The organism is Streptomyces sp. NPDC033174, from assembly GCF_055577795.1.
In genome coordinates this window covers 210,640-227,826 of record NZ_JBVIPQ010000003.1, presented here as the reverse complement: position 1 = coordinate 227,826, position 17,187 = coordinate 210,640, and the positions used below count along the sequence as shown (strand labels likewise).

At 73.0% G+C, this 17,187-nt stretch carries 19 protein-coding genes and 1 pseudogene; 12 read left to right on the top strand and 8 right to left on the bottom strand.

Annotated elements, in window-relative coordinates; all coding sequences use genetic code 11:
- Positions 1–45 precede the first annotated feature (45 nt).
- Positions 46–546 carry an SRPBCC family protein gene (locus ACZ5VC_RS11210; RefSeq protein WP_469119798.1) on the top strand — a complete coding sequence of 167 codons (501 nt, stop codon included), beginning with the start codon at positions 46–48 and terminating at the stop codon, positions 544–546.
- Positions 547–569: 23 nt separating this feature from the next.
- Here the strand turns inward: ACZ5VC_RS11210 and cds1 are convergent, their stop codons facing one another.
- Entirely contained in the window at positions 570–1,712 is a 1,143-nt protein-coding gene (gene cds1, locus ACZ5VC_RS11205) for an L-cysteine desulfhydrase Cds1 (protein WP_469119797.1), read from the bottom strand.
- Between the two features lie 218 nt (positions 1,713–1,930).
- On the opposite strand from cds1, the gene ACZ5VC_RS11200 reads away from it, so the two are divergent.
- Complete coding sequence (locus ACZ5VC_RS11200; RefSeq protein WP_469119796.1) at positions 1,931–2,266, top strand: hypothetical protein; 336 nt, start codon at positions 1,931–1,933, stop codon at positions 2,264–2,266.
- Positions 2,267–2,486: 220 nt separating this feature from the next.
- Positions 2,487–3,056 carry an ATP-binding protein gene (locus ACZ5VC_RS11195; RefSeq protein ID WP_469119795.1) on the top strand — a complete coding sequence of 190 codons (570 nt, stop codon included), beginning with the start codon at positions 2,487–2,489 and terminating at the stop codon, positions 3,054–3,056.
- Positions 3,057–3,168: 112 nt separating this feature from the next.
- On the opposite strand, the gene ACZ5VC_RS11190 is transcribed toward ACZ5VC_RS11195, so the two are convergent.
- A complete protein-coding gene (locus ACZ5VC_RS11190) occupies positions 3,169–3,447 on the bottom strand; it encodes an SHOCT domain-containing protein (RefSeq protein WP_469119794.1) in 279 nt (92 codons plus the stop codon).
- Positions 3,448–3,658: 211 nt separating this feature from the next.
- On the opposite strand from ACZ5VC_RS11190, the gene ACZ5VC_RS11185 reads away from it, so the two are divergent.
- The 4 genes and pseudogenes from ACZ5VC_RS11185 to ACZ5VC_RS11170 form a co-directional block, all read left to right on the top strand.
- Complete coding sequence (locus tag ACZ5VC_RS11185; protein WP_469119793.1) at positions 3,659–4,219, top strand: TetR/AcrR family transcriptional regulator; 561 nt, start codon at positions 3,659–3,661, stop codon at positions 4,217–4,219.
- Between the two features lie 17 nt (positions 4,220–4,236).
- Positions 4,237–4,512 carry a cupin domain-containing protein gene (locus ACZ5VC_RS11180; protein WP_469119792.1) on the top strand — a complete coding sequence of 92 codons (276 nt, stop codon included), beginning with the start codon at positions 4,237–4,239 and terminating at the stop codon, positions 4,510–4,512.
- Between the two features lie 12 nt (positions 4,513–4,524).
- Positions 4,525–5,154, top strand: a complete 630-nt coding sequence (locus tag ACZ5VC_RS11175; protein ID WP_469119791.1) for a DUF4865 family protein — start codon at positions 4,525–4,527, stop codon at positions 5,152–5,154.
- Positions 5,151–5,389 (top strand): annotated as a pseudogene (locus tag ACZ5VC_RS11170) (phosphotriesterase family protein); the annotation flags it as partial. The gene ACZ5VC_RS11175 and the pseudogene ACZ5VC_RS11170, both read left to right, overlap by 4 nt.
- A 116-nt stretch (positions 5,390–5,505) precedes the next feature.
- Here ACZ5VC_RS11170 and ACZ5VC_RS11165 read toward each other — a convergent pair.
- Entirely contained in the window at positions 5,506–6,270 is a 765-nt protein-coding gene (locus ACZ5VC_RS11165; RefSeq protein ID WP_469119790.1) for an SAM-dependent methyltransferase, read from the bottom strand.
- A 192-nt stretch (positions 6,271–6,462) separates the two neighbouring features.
- On the bottom strand, positions 6,463–7,689 hold the full coding sequence (locus ACZ5VC_RS11160; protein ID WP_469119789.1) for an ROK family protein: 1,227 nt from the start codon (positions 7,687–7,689) through the stop codon (positions 6,463–6,465).
- Between the two features lie 211 nt (positions 7,690–7,900).
- Here ACZ5VC_RS11160 and ACZ5VC_RS11155 point away from each other — a divergent pair, with 211 nt between their 5' ends.
- The 3 genes from ACZ5VC_RS11155 (at position 7,901) to ACZ5VC_RS11145 (ending at position 10,656) form a co-directional block, all read left to right on the top strand.
- Entirely contained in the window at positions 7,901–9,142 is a 1,242-nt protein-coding gene (locus tag ACZ5VC_RS11155) for an MFS transporter (protein ID WP_469119788.1), read from the top strand.
- A gap of 271 nt (positions 9,143–9,413) precedes the next feature.
- On the top strand, positions 9,414–10,157 hold the full coding sequence (locus ACZ5VC_RS11150; protein WP_469119787.1) for a maleylpyruvate isomerase family mycothiol-dependent enzyme: 744 nt from the start codon (positions 9,414–9,416) through the stop codon (positions 10,155–10,157).
- Positions 10,158–10,371: 214 nt separating this feature from the next.
- Positions 10,372–10,656: a DUF6332 family protein gene (locus tag ACZ5VC_RS11145; RefSeq protein ID WP_469119786.1), complete on the top strand. Its 285-nt coding sequence runs from the start codon at positions 10,372–10,374 to the stop codon at positions 10,654–10,656.
- Here ACZ5VC_RS11145 and ACZ5VC_RS11140 read toward each other — a convergent pair.
- From ACZ5VC_RS11140 to ACZ5VC_RS11130, 3 genes are all read right to left on the bottom strand, one after another.
- Positions 10,617–11,282, bottom strand: coding sequence for a response regulator (locus ACZ5VC_RS11140; protein ID WP_469119785.1), 666 nt, complete (start codon positions 11,280–11,282; stop codon positions 10,617–10,619). The genes ACZ5VC_RS11145 and ACZ5VC_RS11140 overlap by 40 nt on opposite strands.
- Entirely contained in the window at positions 11,279–12,631 is a 1,353-nt protein-coding gene (locus tag ACZ5VC_RS11135) for a sensor histidine kinase (protein ID WP_469119784.1), read from the bottom strand. The genes ACZ5VC_RS11140 and ACZ5VC_RS11135 overlap by 4 nt, the downstream gene beginning before the upstream one ends.
- 180 nt (positions 12,632–12,811) lie before the next feature.
- The gene (locus ACZ5VC_RS11130) at positions 12,812–13,534 is read right to left on the bottom strand and encodes a TetR/AcrR family transcriptional regulator (protein WP_469119783.1); all 723 of its coding nucleotides are present in this window, start codon (positions 13,532–13,534) and stop codon (positions 12,812–12,814) included.
- Between the two features lie 134 nt (positions 13,535–13,668).
- On the opposite strand from ACZ5VC_RS11130, the gene ACZ5VC_RS11125 reads away from it, so the two are divergent.
- Complete coding sequence (locus tag ACZ5VC_RS11125; RefSeq protein ID WP_469119782.1) at positions 13,669–14,124, top strand: nitroreductase family deazaflavin-dependent oxidoreductase; 456 nt, start codon at positions 13,669–13,671, stop codon at positions 14,122–14,124.
- A gap of 119 nt (positions 14,125–14,243) precedes the next feature.
- Here ACZ5VC_RS11125 and ACZ5VC_RS11120 read toward each other — a convergent pair whose 3' ends face one another.
- A complete protein-coding gene (locus ACZ5VC_RS11120; protein WP_469120207.1) occupies positions 14,244–15,629 on the bottom strand; it encodes a geranylgeranyl reductase family protein in 1,386 nt (461 codons plus the stop codon).
- A 148-nt stretch (positions 15,630–15,777) separates the two neighbouring features.
- Between ACZ5VC_RS11120 and ACZ5VC_RS11115 the strand changes: the two genes are divergently transcribed.
- Entirely contained in the window at positions 15,778–17,142 is a 1,365-nt protein-coding gene (locus ACZ5VC_RS11115; protein WP_469119781.1) for a M20/M25/M40 family metallo-hydrolase, read from the top strand.
- Positions 17,143–17,187 lie beyond the last annotated feature (45 nt).

Genomic DNA, 17,187 nt, shown 5'->3' with positions numbered 1-17,187 from the left:
TAAGGTGTGCGGGCCCCGTACCCCCTGCCCCGGAGGGACTGTCCCATGGCACGCCGACTGAGGCCCGTGGAACTCGACTTCGTCGAGACGGCACCGCTGCGACTGGCCTTCACCGCGGAGGTGGCCGCCCCGCCCGGGGCCGTCTACCGCGCACTGGCCGAGGACGTCGAGAGCTGGCCCGCCTGGTTCGCGGCCGTCACGAGGGCCCGGCCCACGGACGGCGGTGCGGGCCGCGAGGTCCTCCTCAAGGGCGGCACCCGCTTCCGGGAGACGATCATGGCTCGGGAGTCCGGTGGGCGCTACGCCTATCGCGTGGACGAGACCAACGCCCCCGGCGTGCGGGCCATGGTGGAGGACTGGAGGCTGACGCCGACGGCCGGGGGCACCCGGGTGCGCTGGACGATGGCGGCGGACGGCGGAGCGCTGTTCCGGTTCACCGTGCGACTGGCGCGGTCAGGGGTCGGGCGCTCCTTCCGGGGCGCGGTGCGGAGCCTCGAACGGCGCCTCACCGCCGGAGCGACGCAGAAGCCGCCGTCCGCCGCGTAGTCACCCACCGGAGGGCGCGCGGTTCACCGCGGCCAGGCGCCGGTGGCCAGAAACCGCTCGATGGCGGCGGCGTACGGCGCGATGTCCAGGCCCTGTTCGGCGAGCCAGGCGTCGGAGTAGTACTTGTCCAGGTAGCGGTCGCCCGGGTCGCAGAGCAGGGTGACCACACTGCCCGTGCGACCCTCCGCGACCATCTCGGCGACGATCTTCAGCGCGCTCCACAGCCCGGTCCCGGTCGAGCCGCCGGCCTTGCGGCCGATGGCACCCTCGAGCGCGCGGACGGCGGCCACGCTCGCCGCGTCCGGCACCTTCATCATCCGGTCTATGGCACCGGGGACGAAGCTCGGCTCCATGCGGGGGCGGCCGATCCCCTCGATGCGCGAGCCGCAATCGCTGGCGGCGAGCGGGTCGTTGCGGGTCCAGCCGTCGAAGAAGCACGAGTTCTCCGGGTCGGCCACACAGATGCGGGTGTCGTGCTGCATGTAGTGCACATACCGGGCGATGGTGGCCGAGGTGCCGCCGGTCCCGGCCGTGGCGACGATCCAGGCCGGTTCCGGGTAGCGCTCCAACCTGAGCTGCTGGTACATCGATTCGGCGATGTTGTTGTTGCCGCGCCAGTCGGTCGCCCGCTCGGCGTAGGTGAACTGGTCCATGTAATGCCCGCCGGTCCGCTCGGCCAGGGCGACGGACTCCTCGTACATCTTGCGCGAGTCGTCGACGAAATGGCACCGGCCGCCGTGGAATTCGATGAGGCGGCACTTCTCCGCGCTGGTGGTGCGCGGCATGACGGCGATGAACGGGACGCCGATCAGCTTGGCGAAGTACGCCTCGGAGACGGCGGTCGAGCCGCTGGACGCCTCGATGACGGGCTTGTCCGGCCGGATCCAGCCGTTGCACAGGCCGTAGAGGAAGAGCGAGCGGGCCAGGCGGTGCTTGAGGCTGCCGGTGGGGTGGGTCGACTCGTCCTTCAGGTAGAGGTCTATCCCCCACTGCTCGGGGAGCGGGAAGCGCAGCAGATGGGTGTCGGCGGAACGGTTCGAGTCGGCCTGGACCTTGCGCACGGCCTCCTTCAGCCATGCCCGGTAGGCGGTGTCGCTCCGGTCCACGTCGATGGTCGCCATGGCCTCGCCCGGCGTGATGCTTCCGGCCTTTTCAGCGGTGCTCATGCGTCCGTCTCCTCGTCTGTTCCCCTACGGTCCCCACTCCCGACAATAGCCCGCTCACCTGCACAAACGTTCCCTTTGGGGGGCCATAGGAGGGGCTTGGGGGCCCGGATGGCCGGGGATGGGTCGGATACCGGACAGGTCGGGTACGCACCCTGGTGCACCGGGGCATTGATGGGCAGACTGGCGAGAAGAGACCGGTGCGAAGGGGGCGGAAAGGCATGGCGGAGCCCGAGTTCAGCGCCACGGGCGTGCAGATCGAGCGGTGGCCGCGTTCACTGACCAGGGCGGGCGAGGTCGTGATCAAGGACGGCAGGCTGGAGCTGTTGACCAGCTACGGCACCGAGATCGACAGCGCGCCGGTACGGGCGGTGAAGGCGGGCCGCCCCTGGTTCGCGAGCAGGGACGCGACCGTCGCGACGGTGAACGGCAGGCGTTACCGGCTGACCATGAGCCGGCACGACGAGAGCACCGACGGCGGCGACGAGCCTGAGGCGGCGGCCCGGGCGGGCCGTTTCCTGGAGGCGGTGCGGCGCGCCACGAGTGCCAGGAAGTGAGCCGGCAGCACCCTGGACAGCGCCCCGATGTGACGGTCGTCCGGTCCCCGCGAGTTGCGCGACCGTAACGACTGGTTCACGCTGTACACACGTCACTCAGGGTTTGTCGGCGGTTACGCTGCGCCCCAGCGCTTCGCGCCCGTCGGCGCACGACAGCAGTCAGCCAACTGCAGGATCCGATCCTTCGTCTTCTTCCGGACCTATTCGGGGAGTCGCAGCCGTGATCAGCGAACCAAGCAGACACTGCACGGTGGAGCTGCAAGCCCTGCCGTCGCGGATCGGTCAGGTCCGCAGAATCGTTTCTGCGCATCTGCGCTACTGGCATCTCGATGCCTTGATAGACCAGGCGGCGCTCGGCGTCACCGAACTGCTGACCAATGTCCACCGGCATGCCCAGCCCGACAAGACGTGCACCGTGGAGCTCGAGCTGCTGCTCGACCGCCTGACCGTCTCCGTCCACGACCACGACCCCCGCCTGCCGTCGCTCAACGACGCCAGGACCCCGTCGACCTCCTCGACCTCGGGGCGCGGACTCGCGCTCATCGAGGCGGTCAGCGAGAGCTGGGGCGTGCGCCCGGAGGGCGACGGTGGAAAGGTCGTCTGGTTCACCCTCCCCGCTCCGCCGCACCTCCTGGCCGTGGCCCCGCGCCCGCACGCCGTCCACGGTGCGACGACCGACGGGCCGTTCGCGGGGCAGGGACACTTCCTCGAGATCGACGGTGTGCCGTTCGGCGCGGTGGACGACGCGGCCCCGGCCCCCACTGCCGCCCGGTCCGCCGTCGCCGGCTGACCTCCGGGGCGGCTCGGTCACCCGGGGCCGGTTCGGCCCTCTCCTGCCGGTCGCGCCGGCCGGGAGTCCGGCATTCAGCCGGGCGGGCCGCTGGTGGAACCGGCCGGTCCCGTCATCCCGCAGCACCTCCCTTGCCGGTGGCGTGCCGGCCGAACTGCTCGTCGAGCACCGACAGTCGGCGCCAGTACTCGTCCTCGTCGATCTCGCCCGCCGCGAAGCGGTGACCGAGCAGGGCGATGGGCGACTGGTCGTCGACGACGGGCCGCAGCCCCCTGCGCCCGCGCAGGCCGGCGCGGCGCAGCACGGTGACGACCGTGAAGATGACGGCCGCCCAGATCAGCGGGAAGAAGAGGACCCACGGTCCGGGTCCGTCGTAGGCGAGAGTGTTCATCTCGGTTCAGCTCCTCCGTTGGCGATGTGGCTGCCCTGGTGGCGTTCCGCTTCTCCGAGACTCGCGCGCGGAGGGGTCGGAGTCGTCGTACGGCCGGCGGCTGTCCGCCTACCACCGCAGGAGTACGCGGATCCCGCGCGGCCCCCACCCCCGCTCCCCCGCTCTCCCGGCTACTCGATTTCTGTACCTACTAGTATGTACAGTGCGCTTCATGAGCACTCCGGAGCGACTGATCGAGGCGACCCGCGAGCTTCTGTGGGAGCGCGGCTATGTGGGCACGAGCCCCAAGGCGATCCAGCAGCAGGCCGGCGCGGGGCAGGGCAGCATGTATCACCACTTCGCCGGCAAGCCCGACCTGGCGCTGGCGGCGATCCGGCGCACGGCCGGGGAGATGCGCACGGCGGCCGAAGCGGTCCTCGGCGGTGAGGGATCGGCGTACGACCGCGTCCGCGCCTATCTGCTGCGCGAGCGCGACGTGCTGCGCGGCTGCCCGGTCGGCCGGCTGACCATGGACCCGGACATCATCGCGAGCGACGAACTTCGCGCACCGGTGGACGAGACGCTCGACTGGCTGCGCGGACGGCTCGCCGGGATCGTCCAGGAGGGCCTGGACGCGGGCGAGTTCACCGCACCGCTCGTCCCCGAGGAGACGGCGGCCGCGATCGTGGCGACCGTGCAGGGCGGATACGTCCTCGCCCGCGCCTCCGGCTCGACGGCCCCCTTCGACACCGCCGTCAGGGGACTGCTCACCCTGCTCGCACCCCGCGCTTGACCAGGGAGTTCGCCCGCATGCGCATCACCCGCATCCGCCCCGAGAGCCGCGTGCCGGGGCCGGCCGAGCACTTCTCCGGCTCCGTGTGGCTCGATGAGATCCCGTCGCCGGAACGGCCCTTCGGACTGCGGATGTTCAGGGTCCGCTTCATGCCCGGCGCGCACACGGCCTGGCACTGCCGGCACGGCGGCGCACCGCGCACCTTCATGACCCACCTCGCGGTGGTCGAGGCCGCCGCCGACGGCCCCACGACCGAACTGAACGCCCACGTCACCGACGCGCACCCCGCCTGAGGAGCCTTCGCCATGCACGCCATGCAGTACGAGATCACGCTGCCCGCCGACTACGACATGAGGATCATCCACGACCGGGTGGCGACGAGGGGACACCTGCTCGACGAATTCCCCGGCCTCGGCATCAAGGCGTATCTCGTCCGTGAACGCGCGGACGGGTCGCCGGTGAACCAGTACGCGCCGTTCTACCTCTGGGCCACGACGGAGGGCATGAACTCCTTCCTGTGGGGCCCCGGTTTCCAGGGAATCGTCAACGACTTCGGGCGCCCGGAGGTGCAGCACTGGACGGGACTCGGCTACGAGGACGGCCCGGCGTCCGGCGCCGTGGCGACGCTCGCGACCCGCCGCCGGGAGCGGCTCCGGGAGCACGACACACCGGCGGACGCGGTCCGGCGGGCCCTCGCGGAGCACCGGCGGGTCGCGGCGGCGCCGGGCGTGGTCGCGGCGGCCGTGGCCGTCGATCCCCGGCGATGGGAACTGCTGCACTTCGCCCTCTGGGCCGAAGGGGCACCGGCGGAGGCGATCGAGGACACGTCCGGGCACACGCGTGAGCCCGCCCCCGAGGACGGCGGCGAGCGCTTCCGGGTCCTGCGCCTGTGCACTCCGGACAGGCCGAAGCTGCCCCGGGGCCGGCAGTGGTGAGCCCGGTCCGTACGGTCCTCGGTGACGTGCCCGCCGGGGAGCTGGGGCTCTGCGACGCCACGACCACCTCTTTCCGCGGACGCCGCGGCTGCCCGGCGAGGAGCTCGACGACGTCGCCGAGGCGGGGCTCCGGCTCCGGCTTCGGCAGTTCGAGGCCCTCGGAGGGGGCGAACGGTGATGCGGTGGACTCCGTGGCATGGGCCGCCGGGCGACGGACCTCGCCGCGCTCTCCCGGGCGCCCTCGGCGGTCTGCGCCCGCGCCTCGAATTCACCCTGGGCCGAAAGATGGTGGAACTGGCCCTCGGGGAGAATCCGGCGCGCGGGCATTCGCCTTCGGCGGCTCGGAGGCGGTCAGCCCACCGGGATCAGCGTGAGATAGGCGATACCGAGGACCTGGCGGTAGCCGTTCAGCCAGTTGGAGCGCTGACGGTCGACACGTTCACGTGTCTCGGCGGCCAGCGGGTGCTCCGGGTGCTCCGCGAGCCAGATCTCGACTCCCTCGCGATAGCCCGACTCGAACTCCTCCCACTCGTCGACGCTCGCGGTCTCGATCCTCGCGGGCCTGAAGCCGGCCTCGATCGCCAGGTCGACGAGCGGGCCGAGGAGCAGATGATCGCCGGTGTGGGCACCCGGCCACATCCCGGCGAGTTCCTCGTCCGTGGGGACGCGCTGCCAGAAGCCCTCGCCGAGTACGACTCGCCCGCCGGGGCGGACGAGCCGGCGCAGCTCCTTGAGCGCGGCGGCCGGATCGTGGGGTCCGTCGGGGTCGCAGAGTGCCTGGCTCGACCCGAGACAGAGCACGACGTCGGCGGGGCCGCGATCGGTGCCGAGGGCGGACTCCTCGACGAACTCGACCCGTTCGGCGAGCCCCCGCTCCTTGGCCAGCTCCCGGCCCCTGGCCAGGTCCTCGGCGTTGATGTCGATCCCGATCCCACGCGCGCCGGGCGCGGCCTCCAGAACGCGCAGGAGCAACTCGCCCCAGCCGCTGCCGATGTCGAGGACCGTTTCGGGGTCCGTGTCCGCGAGCCGCCCGATCATCCGCTCGACGCGGGCTTCGGACAGCGGTCCGTGGAAGGTGAGATGGGTGAGCCTCGGCGGAAGATCGTTGTCGGTCATGGGGCGGAACGGTAGCCCGCGCCGAAGTGGGCGGCCAGGGATTTTCGGCGCCGGGTGAAAGGCCCCTGGGCGGGTGAAGGGCTCCAGGACGGGGTGCTCCTGGAAGGGGGCGGGCGGTGGAGGTCAGGGGTGCGGGGCGCCCGGCTCGGTTGGCCGATGGCCCTGGGCCGTTCCGCCGCCGCGACCGTACGTTCAGACGACCGCGGGGCCGAGCGCGGCGAGCGGGTCGTCGAGGACCGGCTGCCATGCCAACTCCGCCGCTCCCACAAGGCTGTTGTGGTCGAGGGTGCACGGCAGGATGGGCACCCCGCCGCTGCGGCCCCACAGGCTGCGGTCGGCGACGACCGCGCGCAGCCGTCCCGGGTCCGCGTCGAGGAGTTCGCGGTGGAGGCCGCCCAGGATGATCCTGTCGGGGTTGAGAATGTTCACGAGACCGGCCAGCCCGAGACCGAGCCGGTCGATGAGTTCCTCGGCCGCTGTCCGTACCGCCGGGTCGTCCAGCTGGGTCCGGAGCAGGACGCGTGACTGCTGGAGCAGGGAGACCTCGGGGCCGGGGTCGCGGCCCGCCGCGGTGAGGAAGGCGAGCGGGTCGGCCTCGACGTCGAGGCAGCCGCGGCTGCCGCAGTAGCAGGGCCGCCCCTCCGGGTTGACCGTGAGATGGCCCACTTCGAGCGCGAGGCCCGAACTGCCGGTGTGCAGACGGCCGTCGAGGACGAGGGCCCCGCCGACGCCGCGGTGTCCGGTGGCGACGCAGAGCAGGTGCTGGGCACCCCGGCCGGCGCCGTGGCGGTGCTCGGCGAGGGCGGCGAGGTTCACGTCGTTGCCGGTGAAGGCCGGGCCTTCGATGCCGGCGGCCCGCACGCAGTCGGCGAAGATCTGGCGCACCGGCGCGCCCGCGGGCCAGGCGAGGTGGAGCGGATTGAGGGCGGTGCCTTCGGGCTCGGCGACGGCGGAGGGCGCGGCGAGGCCGGCTCCGACGCACCGGCGTCCGCTCTCGCGCAGGAGCGCGGCACCCGCGTCGACGACCTCGCCGAGTACCTGCGCCGGGTCGGCGGAGACCGTGACGCAGCCGGGAGCGGTCGCCACGATCCGGCCGCCGAGGCCGACGAGCGCGGCGCGGAAGCCGTCGGCGTGGACCTGGGCGGCGAGTGCGACGGGGCCCTTGTCGTCGACGGCGAGGCGGTGCGAGGGGCGCCCCTGGGAGCCGGCGGCGGCGCCGGGCCTGGAGTCGACCCGGATCAGCCCGAGGGCTTCGAGCTCGGCGGCGACGGCGCCGGCGGTGGCGCGGGTGACGCCGAGTTCGGCGGTGAGGACGGCCCGGGTGGGCGCCCGGCCCGTGTGAACCAGTTCGAGCGCGGGGCCGAGTGCGCCGCGCCCTCTGTCCAGACGTGTCCGGGTAGTCGTCGCCTTGCCGTTCATGGATGCGAGTCTCCCATGATCCCCGTCACGGGACCCCGCCCGCCCCGACGGGGCGCTGCCCGGACCCACCCGCCAGGCCTCCAGGGCCTCGATCCCGGCGCCCCGGCGCACCTTGCCCCGACCGCCGCGCACTTCCGCGCACCCCTGGCGCCCCGCGCCACTGCGCCCCTTCGCCTTGTGTTCACCAACCCCTCCCCCCTACTCTGAGTTTGTGCCGCTTCTAAACAAACTACGGACGGCCGTTCCGGGAGGCCCAGGCGGAGACACCGCCGTCGCCTCCCTGTCGCGCCTCCGCACCGCCCTGACCCTCTTCTTCGCCCTCGACGGTTTCCTCTTCGCCGGCTGGGTGGTCCGTATCCCGGCCATCAAGCAGCAGACCGGCTCCTCGGCCAGCGATCTCGGGCTGGCGCTGCTCGGCGTCTCCGCCGGAGCGGTGGTCACCATGACGCTGACCGGACGGCTGTGCCGGCGCTTGGGCAGCCACGTGGTGACCGTCGCCGCCGCCGTCCTGATGTCCTTGAGCATCGCGCTGCCCGCCCTGACGCACTCGGCGCTCGCCCTGGGGATCGTCCTGCTGGTCTTCGGCGCCGCGTACGGCGGCATCAACGTGGCCATGAACAGCGCCGCCGTCGATCTGGTCGCCGCCCTGCGCAGGCCGGTGATGCCCACCTTCCACGCCGCGTTCAGTCTCGGCGGCATGGTCGGAGCGGGGGCCGGAGGGCTTGTCGCCGGGGGCCTCTCCCCCGCCGCGCATCTGCTCGGACTCACCGCGGCGGGGCTGCTGATGACCGCCGTCGCCGGCCCCGTACTTCTGCGTGAGCCGTCCCCCGCCGCGTCCCCGGGCGCGCCTCGCGCCACGGCCGGGAAGCCCGGAGCGGCGCCGCGGCCCACCGCGCGGTCCCGCCGTCTCGTCGCGGTGTTCGGGGTGATCGCGCTGTGCACGGCGTACGGCGAAGGCGCGCTGGCCGACTGGGGCGCGCTGCACCTGGAACAGGATCTGCGGGCGCACCCCGGCCTCGCGGCCGCCGGTTACTCGCTCTTCGCCCTGGCCATGACCGCCGGCCGGCTGTCCGGTACGGCCCTGCTGGAGCGGCTCGGCCAGACCCGGACCCTCGTCGCGGGCGGCGCGACCGCGGCCGTCGGCATGCTGCTCGGAGCGCTGGCGCCCACGGTCTGGCTCGCGCTGCTCGGGTTCGCCGTGACGGGACTCGGCCTCGCCAACATCTTCCCCGTGGCGGTCGCCCGGGCAGGCGCCCTGGCCGGCCCCGGCGGGGTGGCGGCGGCCTCCACCCTGGGCTACGGCGGGATGCTGCTCGGTCCGCCCGCGATCGGGTTCGTCGCCGACTGGTTCTCGCTGCCCGTCGCGCTGACGACCGTGGCGGTGCTGGCGGCGGGCGCGGCGCTGATCGGGTACGCGGCCCGCAACGCGTCGGCACCCAGGCCGGCCGGGTAACCGGTCTCGGGCGGGCGGCCGTGACGACGCGACCTTCGGCGTGGGCCCCTTCGCCCTCCTGCTGCCCGCCCCGACCAGCCCGGCGCTGTTCGCCCTGCGGCAGGCGCTCGGCGACTGGGCGGAGAACGACGGGTTCCCACAGAGCTGTTCACCGTGTCGTACACCTTCCAGACGTTCGCCCTCGGTTGCCCGAGGCAGCTGGTCCGGGCCGCGCGCACGCGTCAGGACAACGGCCCCCTGCGGCCGGGCCCGCGCTGGCAGAATCCAGCGCGTGAAGATCTCTGAGTACATCGCGTCTCTCGACCGGGAGGGCAGGTCGCTGGCCGACGCCGCGGCGAAGGCCGGCCCGCTCGCGCCCGTACCGACCTGTCCAGGATGGCAGGTACGGGATCTCGTGCGGCACACGGGGACGGTGCACCGCTGGGCTGCCCGTTTCGTCACGGACGGCATCCAGTCCTACGAGCCCGGCGCCGACGAGCCCGATCTCGACGGCGACGCGCTGGTCGAGTGGTTCCGTGAGGGCCACGCCCTGCTGGTCGCCGCGCTGGACCAGGCTCCGGAGACGCTGGAGTGCTGGACGTTCCTGCCCGCACCCTCGCCCCTCGCCTTCTGGTCGCGGCGGCAGGCGCACGAGACGGCGGTCCACCGCGTGGACGCCGAATCGGCGCTCGGCACGGGCCCCGGCCCGGTGGACCCGGCCCTGGCGGCGGACGGGATCGACGAGTTGCTGTGCGCCTTCCATTCCCGCTCGAAGAGCCGGGTGCGCACACCGGAGCCGCGGACGCTGCGCGTACGGGCGACGGACACCGGTGACGTATGGACCGTGCGGCTGTCGACGGACGCGCCGCGGACCACGCGCACGGACGAGGGACCGGCCGAGTGTGAGCTGAGCGGCCCGGCCGGAGCGCTCTATACGACTCTGTGGAACCGGCGTCCACCCGGCGAGGACGGGGTCGCGGTCACCGGGGACACGTCACTCGCCCGACTGTGGCAGGAGACGTCGGCGATCACCTGACCCACCACCCCAGGGACCACCCTGGCCGGCCACCTGCCCGTACGGACCCGCACGGATGGGCGGGTGGCCGGGGTGGTGCGCCGGGCGGGACCTTCGGCGCCTGCTGACGGTCCGTCGGCCTCGTGGTCCGCGCGTCCGTGGAGCCCCGGCGCTCAGGCGGACCGCTCGTCCAGCATCCTTGCCCACCGGTCGCGCGCTTGTGACACTGCGGTTCATGGAGACACGCAGTCAGGCCCAGCGGGACGCGATCACGGTCGAGATCGGATACGCGGTGGTGACGGCGGCCTTCGCCGCGGCCGCCGTTCTGGCCCTCGTCTGCTCCCCGCTGTTGCTGCCCGGTCTGCCGGACGCCGCCCGTCGGGCGCTGCCGTTCGCGGGGGCGGCTCTCGCGGGAGTCGCCTTCGTGGCGCGGGTGGTACGGGTGCTGTGGCGCTTCCCCCGCCGCCCCGGCGACCCGAGTCAGCCGAGCCAGCCGGGCCGTACGAGCCCCGACTCGTAGGCCAACACGACCAGTTGGGCCCGGTCGCGGGCGCCCAGTTTCACCATCGTGCGGCTGACGTGGGTCTTCGCCGTGAGGGGACTGACCACCAGACGGCGGGCGATCTCCTCGTTGGACAGACCGATGCCGACGAGAGCCATCACCTCCCGTTCCCTCTCGGTGAGCTCGGCGAGACCGCGCGCGTCGGCGGGGGCCTTGGAGCGGGCCGCGAACTCGGCGATGAGGCGGCGCGTCACGCCGGGGGAGAGCAGCGCGTCCCCCTCCACCACCGCCCGTACCGCGCGCAGCAGTTCCTCCGGTTCGGTGTCCTTGACCAGGAAGCCGGAGGCGCCGGAGCGGATCGCCTCGAAGACGTACTCGTCCATCTCGAAGGTGGTCAGCATCACCACCTTCACTCCCGCGAGACCCTCGTCGTCGGTGATCCGGCGGGTCGCCGCGAGGCCGTCGAGCAGGGGCATCCGGATGTCCATCAGCACGACGTCCGGTAGCAGTTCGCGGACCACGGCGACCGCCTCGCCGCCATCGGCCGCCTCTCCAACGACCTCGATGTCCGGCTGTGCATCGAGCAGCGCCCGGAAGCCGGCCCGGACCAGCAGCTGGTCGTCCGCCAGCAGGACACGGATCACGGCGTCTCCCCATCCATCTCGTCCATCGGATCCCGTAGGTCCCCGCGACCGCTCGTCCCGGCCGGGGTTGGGGCGTCCAGGGCCGTGTTCGAGGTGTCGTTCGAGGTACTCGGGGGGCGTGGGGGAAGCGTCGCGCGGACCCGGAACCCGCCGTCCGGACGCGTGCCCGCCTCGATCGTGCCACCGAGCGCGGCCGCCCGCTCACGCATGCCCACGAGGCCGTTGCCGCTGCCTCCGGCGTCCCTGCCGGTGGCGGGACCGTCGTCGTCGATCAGCAGCTCGATACGGTCCGGCGCGTAGGCGATCCGTACGCGCGCGGTACGCGAACCGGAGTGACGCACCACGTTCGTGAGCGCCTCCTGGACGATCCGGAAGGCCGCGAGATCCGTTCCGGGCGGAATCTCGGCGCGCGCCCCCACCGCCTCCACGTCGACCGTCAGACCGGCGCCCGCGGCCTGTTCGACGAGTTCCGGGAGCCGGTCGAGGCCCGGGGCCGGGGCACGCGGGGCCTCGCCGGGGGCGCGCAGGGTGTCGAGGACCTGACGCACCTCCCCCAACGCCTCCTTGCTGGCCGCCTTGATGGTGGTGAGGGCGGTCCTCGCCTGCTCGGGGTCGGTGTCGAGGAGCGCGAGTCCCACACCGGCCTGGACGTTGATGACCGAGATGGAGTGGGCGAGTACGTCGTGCAGCTCGCGGGCGATGCGCAGCCGCTCCTCGTCGGCGCGCCGCTTCTCGGCGACGGCCCGCTCGGCCCGCTGCTGGGCCCACTGCTCCCGGCGGACACGTACCAGCTCGGAGGCGGCGAGGATGGCGACCACGAAGGCGGCGACGGCGATCTCCTCGCCCCAGGGGCCGGGGCCGTCGTCGCCGGGCGGCAGATGGGCGTACAGCCAGTGCGCGATCAGCAGATGCCCCGCCCAGAGCAGGCCCAGTGCCCACCAGGCCGCCCGGCGGTGGCCGTGGACGATCGCGGCGAAGCAGGCGACGGCCACGGTGAGGAAGACCGGGCCGTACGGATATCCGGCGCCGAAGTAGACCAGCGTGACCGACGCGACGGCGAGGACGACGGCCACGGGATACCGGTGCCGGAGCAGGAGCAGGGCAGATCCGGCGAGCAGCAGCGCCCGGCCGTAGGCGTCGAGCGTCTCCCGGTCGGGCTGGCTCCTCGCCGCGAAACCGGATCCGATCAGGACGAACACGGCGAGCAGGAGGGTGGACCGCCACGGCAGTCCGCTGCCGGGCCCGCCCGCGAGCCAGTGCCTCGGCCACGGAGGCCCGCCCCCGGGGCGCCTTCCCGGGCCGCGCGCCCAGGGCGGGCCTCCGCCACTGTGTGTCCGCTGCTCGTCCATGTCCGCCACGCTAGCCGCGGCGGGTGCGGGGCGGCGTCGGCCGGGCGGGGTGATCACCCGTACTCCCGGGGGAGTACACCGTCCTCCCGGGCGTCGGTCCTGGGCCGGCCTCCCCCGTGCGCTACGAGCTCCGCCCCGGCCGCCGCCCCACGGCCCGCGCGACGGCCGGGTACCGCTGATTCAGGACCGCCGCCCGGACGGGACAGGGCGTCCGGGTGGGAGCAGGCCGACCTCCCGTGCGAGGTGGTCGGCGGCGGCGGCGAAGAAGGCGTCGCGGTCCTCGACGACCCGGTTGAACTGGCCGAACACCTCGAAGGACACCATCCCGAACAGCTGGGACCAGGCCGCGACCAGGGCGACGACCAGCGCCGGAGGGAGGTCGGGGGCGACGTCGGCGGTCAGCCGGTGAGCCTCGGGGCGGAGCTCCTCGGCGAGCGGCGGGAGCGCGATGCCGCCCGAGCGGTGGGCGTCGCGAGCGACGGAGATGAGGGTGAGGCCGACACGGGAGGCGGGTCCGACGGTGTCCCTCGGGGCCGTATAGCCGGGCACCGGGGAGCCGTAGATGAGGGCGTACTCGTGGGGGTGGGCCAGAGCCCAGGCTCGGACGGCGGTGCAGACGGCGGTCCAGCGGGCCGGGGGGTCGGCCGGGTCGGCGGCGGCGAGGGCCCTCTCGGCGGCGGCGCCGACGGCGTCGTACGCGTCGACGATCAAGGCGGTGAGCAGGTCGTCGCGGCTCGGGAAGTAGCGGTAGAGGGCGGACGACACCATGCCGAGCTCCCGGGCGACGGCTCGCAGCGAGAGCTTCGCGGCGCCTTCGGCCGCGAGCTGGGCGCGTGCCTCGTCCTTGATGGCGGTGGTGATTTCGACGCGGGCGCGGGCCCTGGCTCCTTGAACGCGGGTCATGGGGGCAGTCTGCCATCAATCGGAGCACTGCACTGAATCGAGAGCACTGCTCTTGCTTCGGAGCGCCGATCCGTGCACACTGTTCTCAAGCGAGAGCAGTGCTCTCGGTCTGGATCTCTCCCCGGAGGAGCACCATGAGCGCCGCCGCCCACGTCATGAAGCCCGGCTGGTTCACCATCAACGTCCTCAACCGCGCCGTCGCCTGGATGACGCGACGGGGCATCAGCGTCTGGGGCTCGCGCATCCTCGCCGTCCGCGGCCGCAAGAGCGGAGAGTGGCGCCGTACGCCGGTGAACCTGTTGACGGTGGACGGGGAGCGGTATCTGGTGGCCCCCCGCGGCCACGTCCAGTGGACGCACAACATGCGGGCGGCGGGCGGCGGCGAGCTGCATCTGGGCAAGCAGGCGCTGCCGTTCACGGCCGTCGAGCTGTCCGACGACGAGAAGCCGGTCCTGCTGCGCGCCTACCTGAAGCGATGGAAGGCGGAGGTGGGCGTGTTCTTCGGAGGCGTCGGCCCCGACTCGTCCGACGAGGAGCTGCGCGCGATCGCGCCGAAGCACCCGGTGTTCCGCATCAGCACGCCGGCCTGAGGAGTGGGGCCTGCGGTACAGGCCGGGGTGCGGGCACCCACGGCCCTGCCCGAGCCTTCCCGGGCCGCCGCCCCGCGCCTGCCGACCCGGCGGCACCCCCGCTCGCGCCGAGCCGCCCCTCACACCGCGTCGGTCGAGCCCCGCTCGCTCGTGCGGTCCGTCTTCTCGGGGCCCTCGGCAGCCCCGGCAACCGCGACGCCTTCGACGCCCGCCGTACTCCGCTCCGTACCGACCCGGGTCAGCGCCACGTCCCCCATCCGCCGGTCCAGTACGTCCAGCGCCTTCCGGATGAACGAGTGGGAGCGCACCAGACCCGCCAGGGTCGTCGCGCCGCGCGTGATGTCCGCGAACGCCCTCCACACGGGCCGCAGGCCCGTCATCGCCGCGTGCAGCAGCCCCGGCTGCCGCTCGAAGAGCGCCAGCATCCGGCGCCCGACCGCCATCTCCACGCCGAGGCCGGCCTTGATGGCGAACGCGTAGTTGAGAGCCTGCCGCCGGGCGTCCACGGCGTCGTTCGCCTCCGCGATGCGCACCGCCCACTCCCCCGCCAGCCGCCCCGACCGCAGGGCGAAGGAGATCCCCTCGCGGGTCCACGGCTCCAGCAGACCGGCCGCGTCACCGCAGACCAGGACCCGGCCCCGGGACAGCGGCGAATCGTCGCTGCGGCACCGCGTCAGATGGCCCGAGGAGATCTCCGGCTCGAATCCCGCCAGCCCCAGCCGGGCGATGAAGTCCTCCAGGTACCGCTTGGTGGCCGCTCCCTCGCCGCGCGCGGAGATCACGCCCACGGTGAGCGTGTCCCCCTTGGGGAACACCCAGCCGTAACTGCCCGGCATGGGTCCCCAGTCGATGAGCACCCGCCCCGCCCAGTCCTCCGCGACCGTCGGCGGCACGGGAATCTCCGCCTCCAGGCCGAGGTCCACCTGGTCGAGCTTCACCCCGACATGTGCCCCTATGCGCCCGGCGCTGCCGTCGGCTCCGACGACCGCACGCGCGAGGATCGTCTCCCCGTCGGCGAGGACGACCGCCACCGTCCGCCGGTCCGGCACGGCCACGCCGTGCTGCTCGACCCGCGACACGGCCACGCCGGTGCGCAGTTCGGCGCCGGCCTTCTGCGCGTGCTCTACCAGACCGGCGTCGAACTCGGGCCGGTTGATGAGCCCGAAGAGCATCCGCTTCGAGCGGCGGGTACGGGCGAACCTGCCGTTCATCGAGAAGGTGACGGCGTGCACCCGGTCGCGCAGCGGCAGTTCGAAGCCGGGCGGCAGCGCGTCACGCGAGGGCCCGATGATGCCCCCGCCGCACGTCTTGTAGCGGGGCAGCTCCGCCTTCTCCAGCAACAGCACCCGGCGGCCGGCCGTGGCCGCCGCATGCGCGGCCGTGGCACCCGCGGGTCCCGCCCCGACCACCACGACGTCCCAGACCGACTCGGGCTGCTGGCTTCCGGCGTCTGCGTTCTCGCTGCTCACGATGTGCTTCTGCTCCTGATCCGACCAGTGGTCCATGCTCTTCACGGCATCCTACGGCGCGGGCCCCGACGGCCCACTGTGGGAGGATCGCCCGGGTGTTCGTCTGTACAGACGTCACGTACAGCGACACTCCTTACGTCACTTCCTGCGTACTCATAACGTCGCACCCACGAGGAGCGTGCCCATGACCGTGAATCCGATCGCCGAGACCGTCGCATCCCTGCTGCCCCGTGCCAAGGCGGAGCTCGCGGAACTGGTGGCCTTCGAGTCGGTGGCGGACGAGGCCGTGGCGCCGAAGAGCGAGTGCGAGGCGGCCGCCGAGTGGGTGGCCGACGCGCTGCGCGCGGAGGACTTCCAGAGTGTGGCGCTCCTCGACACCCCCGACGGCTCGCAGTCGGTCTACGGCGTCCTGCCCGGGCCGGAGGGCGCGCCGACCGTCCTGCTGTACGCGCACTACGACGTCCAGCCGAAGCTCGACGAGTCGGCGTGGGTGACTCCGCCGTTCGAGCTCACGGAGCGGGACGGCCGCTGGTACGGCCGCGGCGCGGCCGACTGCAAGGGCGGCTTCATCATGCACCTCCTCGCGCTGCGCGCCCTCAAGGCGAACGGCGGCGTACCGGTCACCGTGAAGGTGATCGTCGAGGGGTCGGAGGAGCAGGGCACCGGCGGTCTGGAGCGGTACGCCGAGGCGCACCCCGACCTGCTGACCGCCGACGCGATCGTCATCGGTGACACCGGGAACTTCCGGGTCGGTCTGCCGACGGTCACGGCGACGCTGCGCGGGATGACGATGATCCGGGTGCGGATCGACACCCTCGAAGGCAACCTGCATTCCGGGCAGTTCGGTGGGGCCGCGCCCGACGCGCTGGCCGCGCTGATCCGCGTACTGGACACGCTGCGGGCCGAGGACGGCTCGACGGTCATCGACGGGCTCGCGTCGGACGCCTCGTGGGACGGCCTGCAGTACCCGGAGGAGGACTTCCGCAAGGACGCGAGGGTCCTCGACGGCGTCGACCTGCCGGGCAGCGGCACGGTCGCCGACCGGATCTGGGCGCGTCCGGCGGTGACGGTCATCGGCATCGACTGCCACCCGGTCGCGGGTGCCACCCCGTCGATCCCCTCCACGGCCCGCGCGCAGATCAGCCTGCGCGTGCCGCCCGGCCAGGACGCCGCCGAGGCGACCGAGCTGCTGTACGCGCACATCGCCAAGCGGGTGCCGTGGAACGCGCGGGTCTCCTTCGAGCAGGTCGGGCAGGGCCAGCCGTTCCGCGCGGACATCGGCAGCCCGGCGTACACGTCGATGGCCGAGGCCATGCGGATCGCCTACCCGGGCGAGGAGATGCAGGCGTCGGGGATGGGCGGTTCGATCCCGCTGTGCAACACGCTCGCCGCGCTCTACCCCGAGGCGGAGATCCTGCTGATCGGGCTGAGCGACCCCGAGGCGCAGATCCACGCCGTGAACGAGTCGGTCTCCCCGAAGGAGCTGGAGCAGCTCTCGGTGGCCGAGGCGCACTTCCTGCTGAACTACGCGGATTCCAAGCGGGGTTGAGCTCTCGGCGAAGATCGCTTTCGGCGTAGTCCCAGGCGGCGGGCG

Coding starts and splice junctions, on each gene's coding strand:
- ACZ5VC_RS11210 (WP_469119798.1), top strand. CDS start 46: ATGGCACGCCGACTGAGGCCCGTGGAACTCGACTTCGTCGAGACGGCA.
- cds1 (WP_469119797.1), bottom strand. CDS start 1,712: ATGAGCACCGCTGAAAAGGCCGGAAGCATCACGCCGGGCGAGGCCATG.
- ACZ5VC_RS11200 (WP_469119796.1), top strand. CDS start 1,931: ATGGCGGAGCCCGAGTTCAGCGCCACGGGCGTGCAGATCGAGCGGTGG.
- ACZ5VC_RS11190 (WP_469119794.1), bottom strand. CDS start 3,447: ATGAACACTCTCGCCTACGACGGACCCGGACCGTGGGTCCTCTTCTTC.
- ACZ5VC_RS11185 (WP_469119793.1), top strand. CDS start 3,659: ATGAGCACTCCGGAGCGACTGATCGAGGCGACCCGCGAGCTTCTGTGG.
- ACZ5VC_RS11180 (WP_469119792.1), top strand. CDS start 4,237: ATGCGCATCACCCGCATCCGCCCCGAGAGCCGCGTGCCGGGGCCGGCC.
- ACZ5VC_RS11175 (WP_469119791.1), top strand. CDS start 4,525: ATGCACGCCATGCAGTACGAGATCACGCTGCCCGCCGACTACGACATG.
- ACZ5VC_RS11165 (WP_469119790.1), bottom strand. CDS start 6,270: ATGACCGACAACGATCTTCCGCCGAGGCTCACCCATCTCACCTTCCAC.
- ACZ5VC_RS11160 (WP_469119789.1), bottom strand. CDS start 7,689: ATGAACGGCAAGGCGACGACTACCCGGACACGTCTGGACAGAGGGCGC.
- ACZ5VC_RS11145 (WP_469119786.1), top strand. CDS start 10,372: ATGGAGACACGCAGTCAGGCCCAGCGGGACGCGATCACGGTCGAGATC.
- ACZ5VC_RS11135 (WP_469119784.1), bottom strand. CDS start 12,631: ATGGACGAGCAGCGGACACACAGTGGCGGAGGCCCGCCCTGGGCGCGC.
- ACZ5VC_RS11130 (WP_469119783.1), bottom strand. CDS start 13,534: ATGACCCGCGTTCAAGGAGCCAGGGCCCGCGCCCGCGTCGAAATCACC.
- ACZ5VC_RS11125 (WP_469119782.1), top strand. CDS start 13,669: ATGAGCGCCGCCGCCCACGTCATGAAGCCCGGCTGGTTCACCATCAAC.
- ACZ5VC_RS11120 (WP_469120207.1), bottom strand. CDS start 15,629: ATGGACCACTGGTCGGATCAGGAGCAGAAGCACATCGTGAGCAGCGAG.
- ACZ5VC_RS11115 (WP_469119781.1), top strand. CDS start 15,778: ATGACCGTGAATCCGATCGCCGAGACCGTCGCATCCCTGCTGCCCCGT.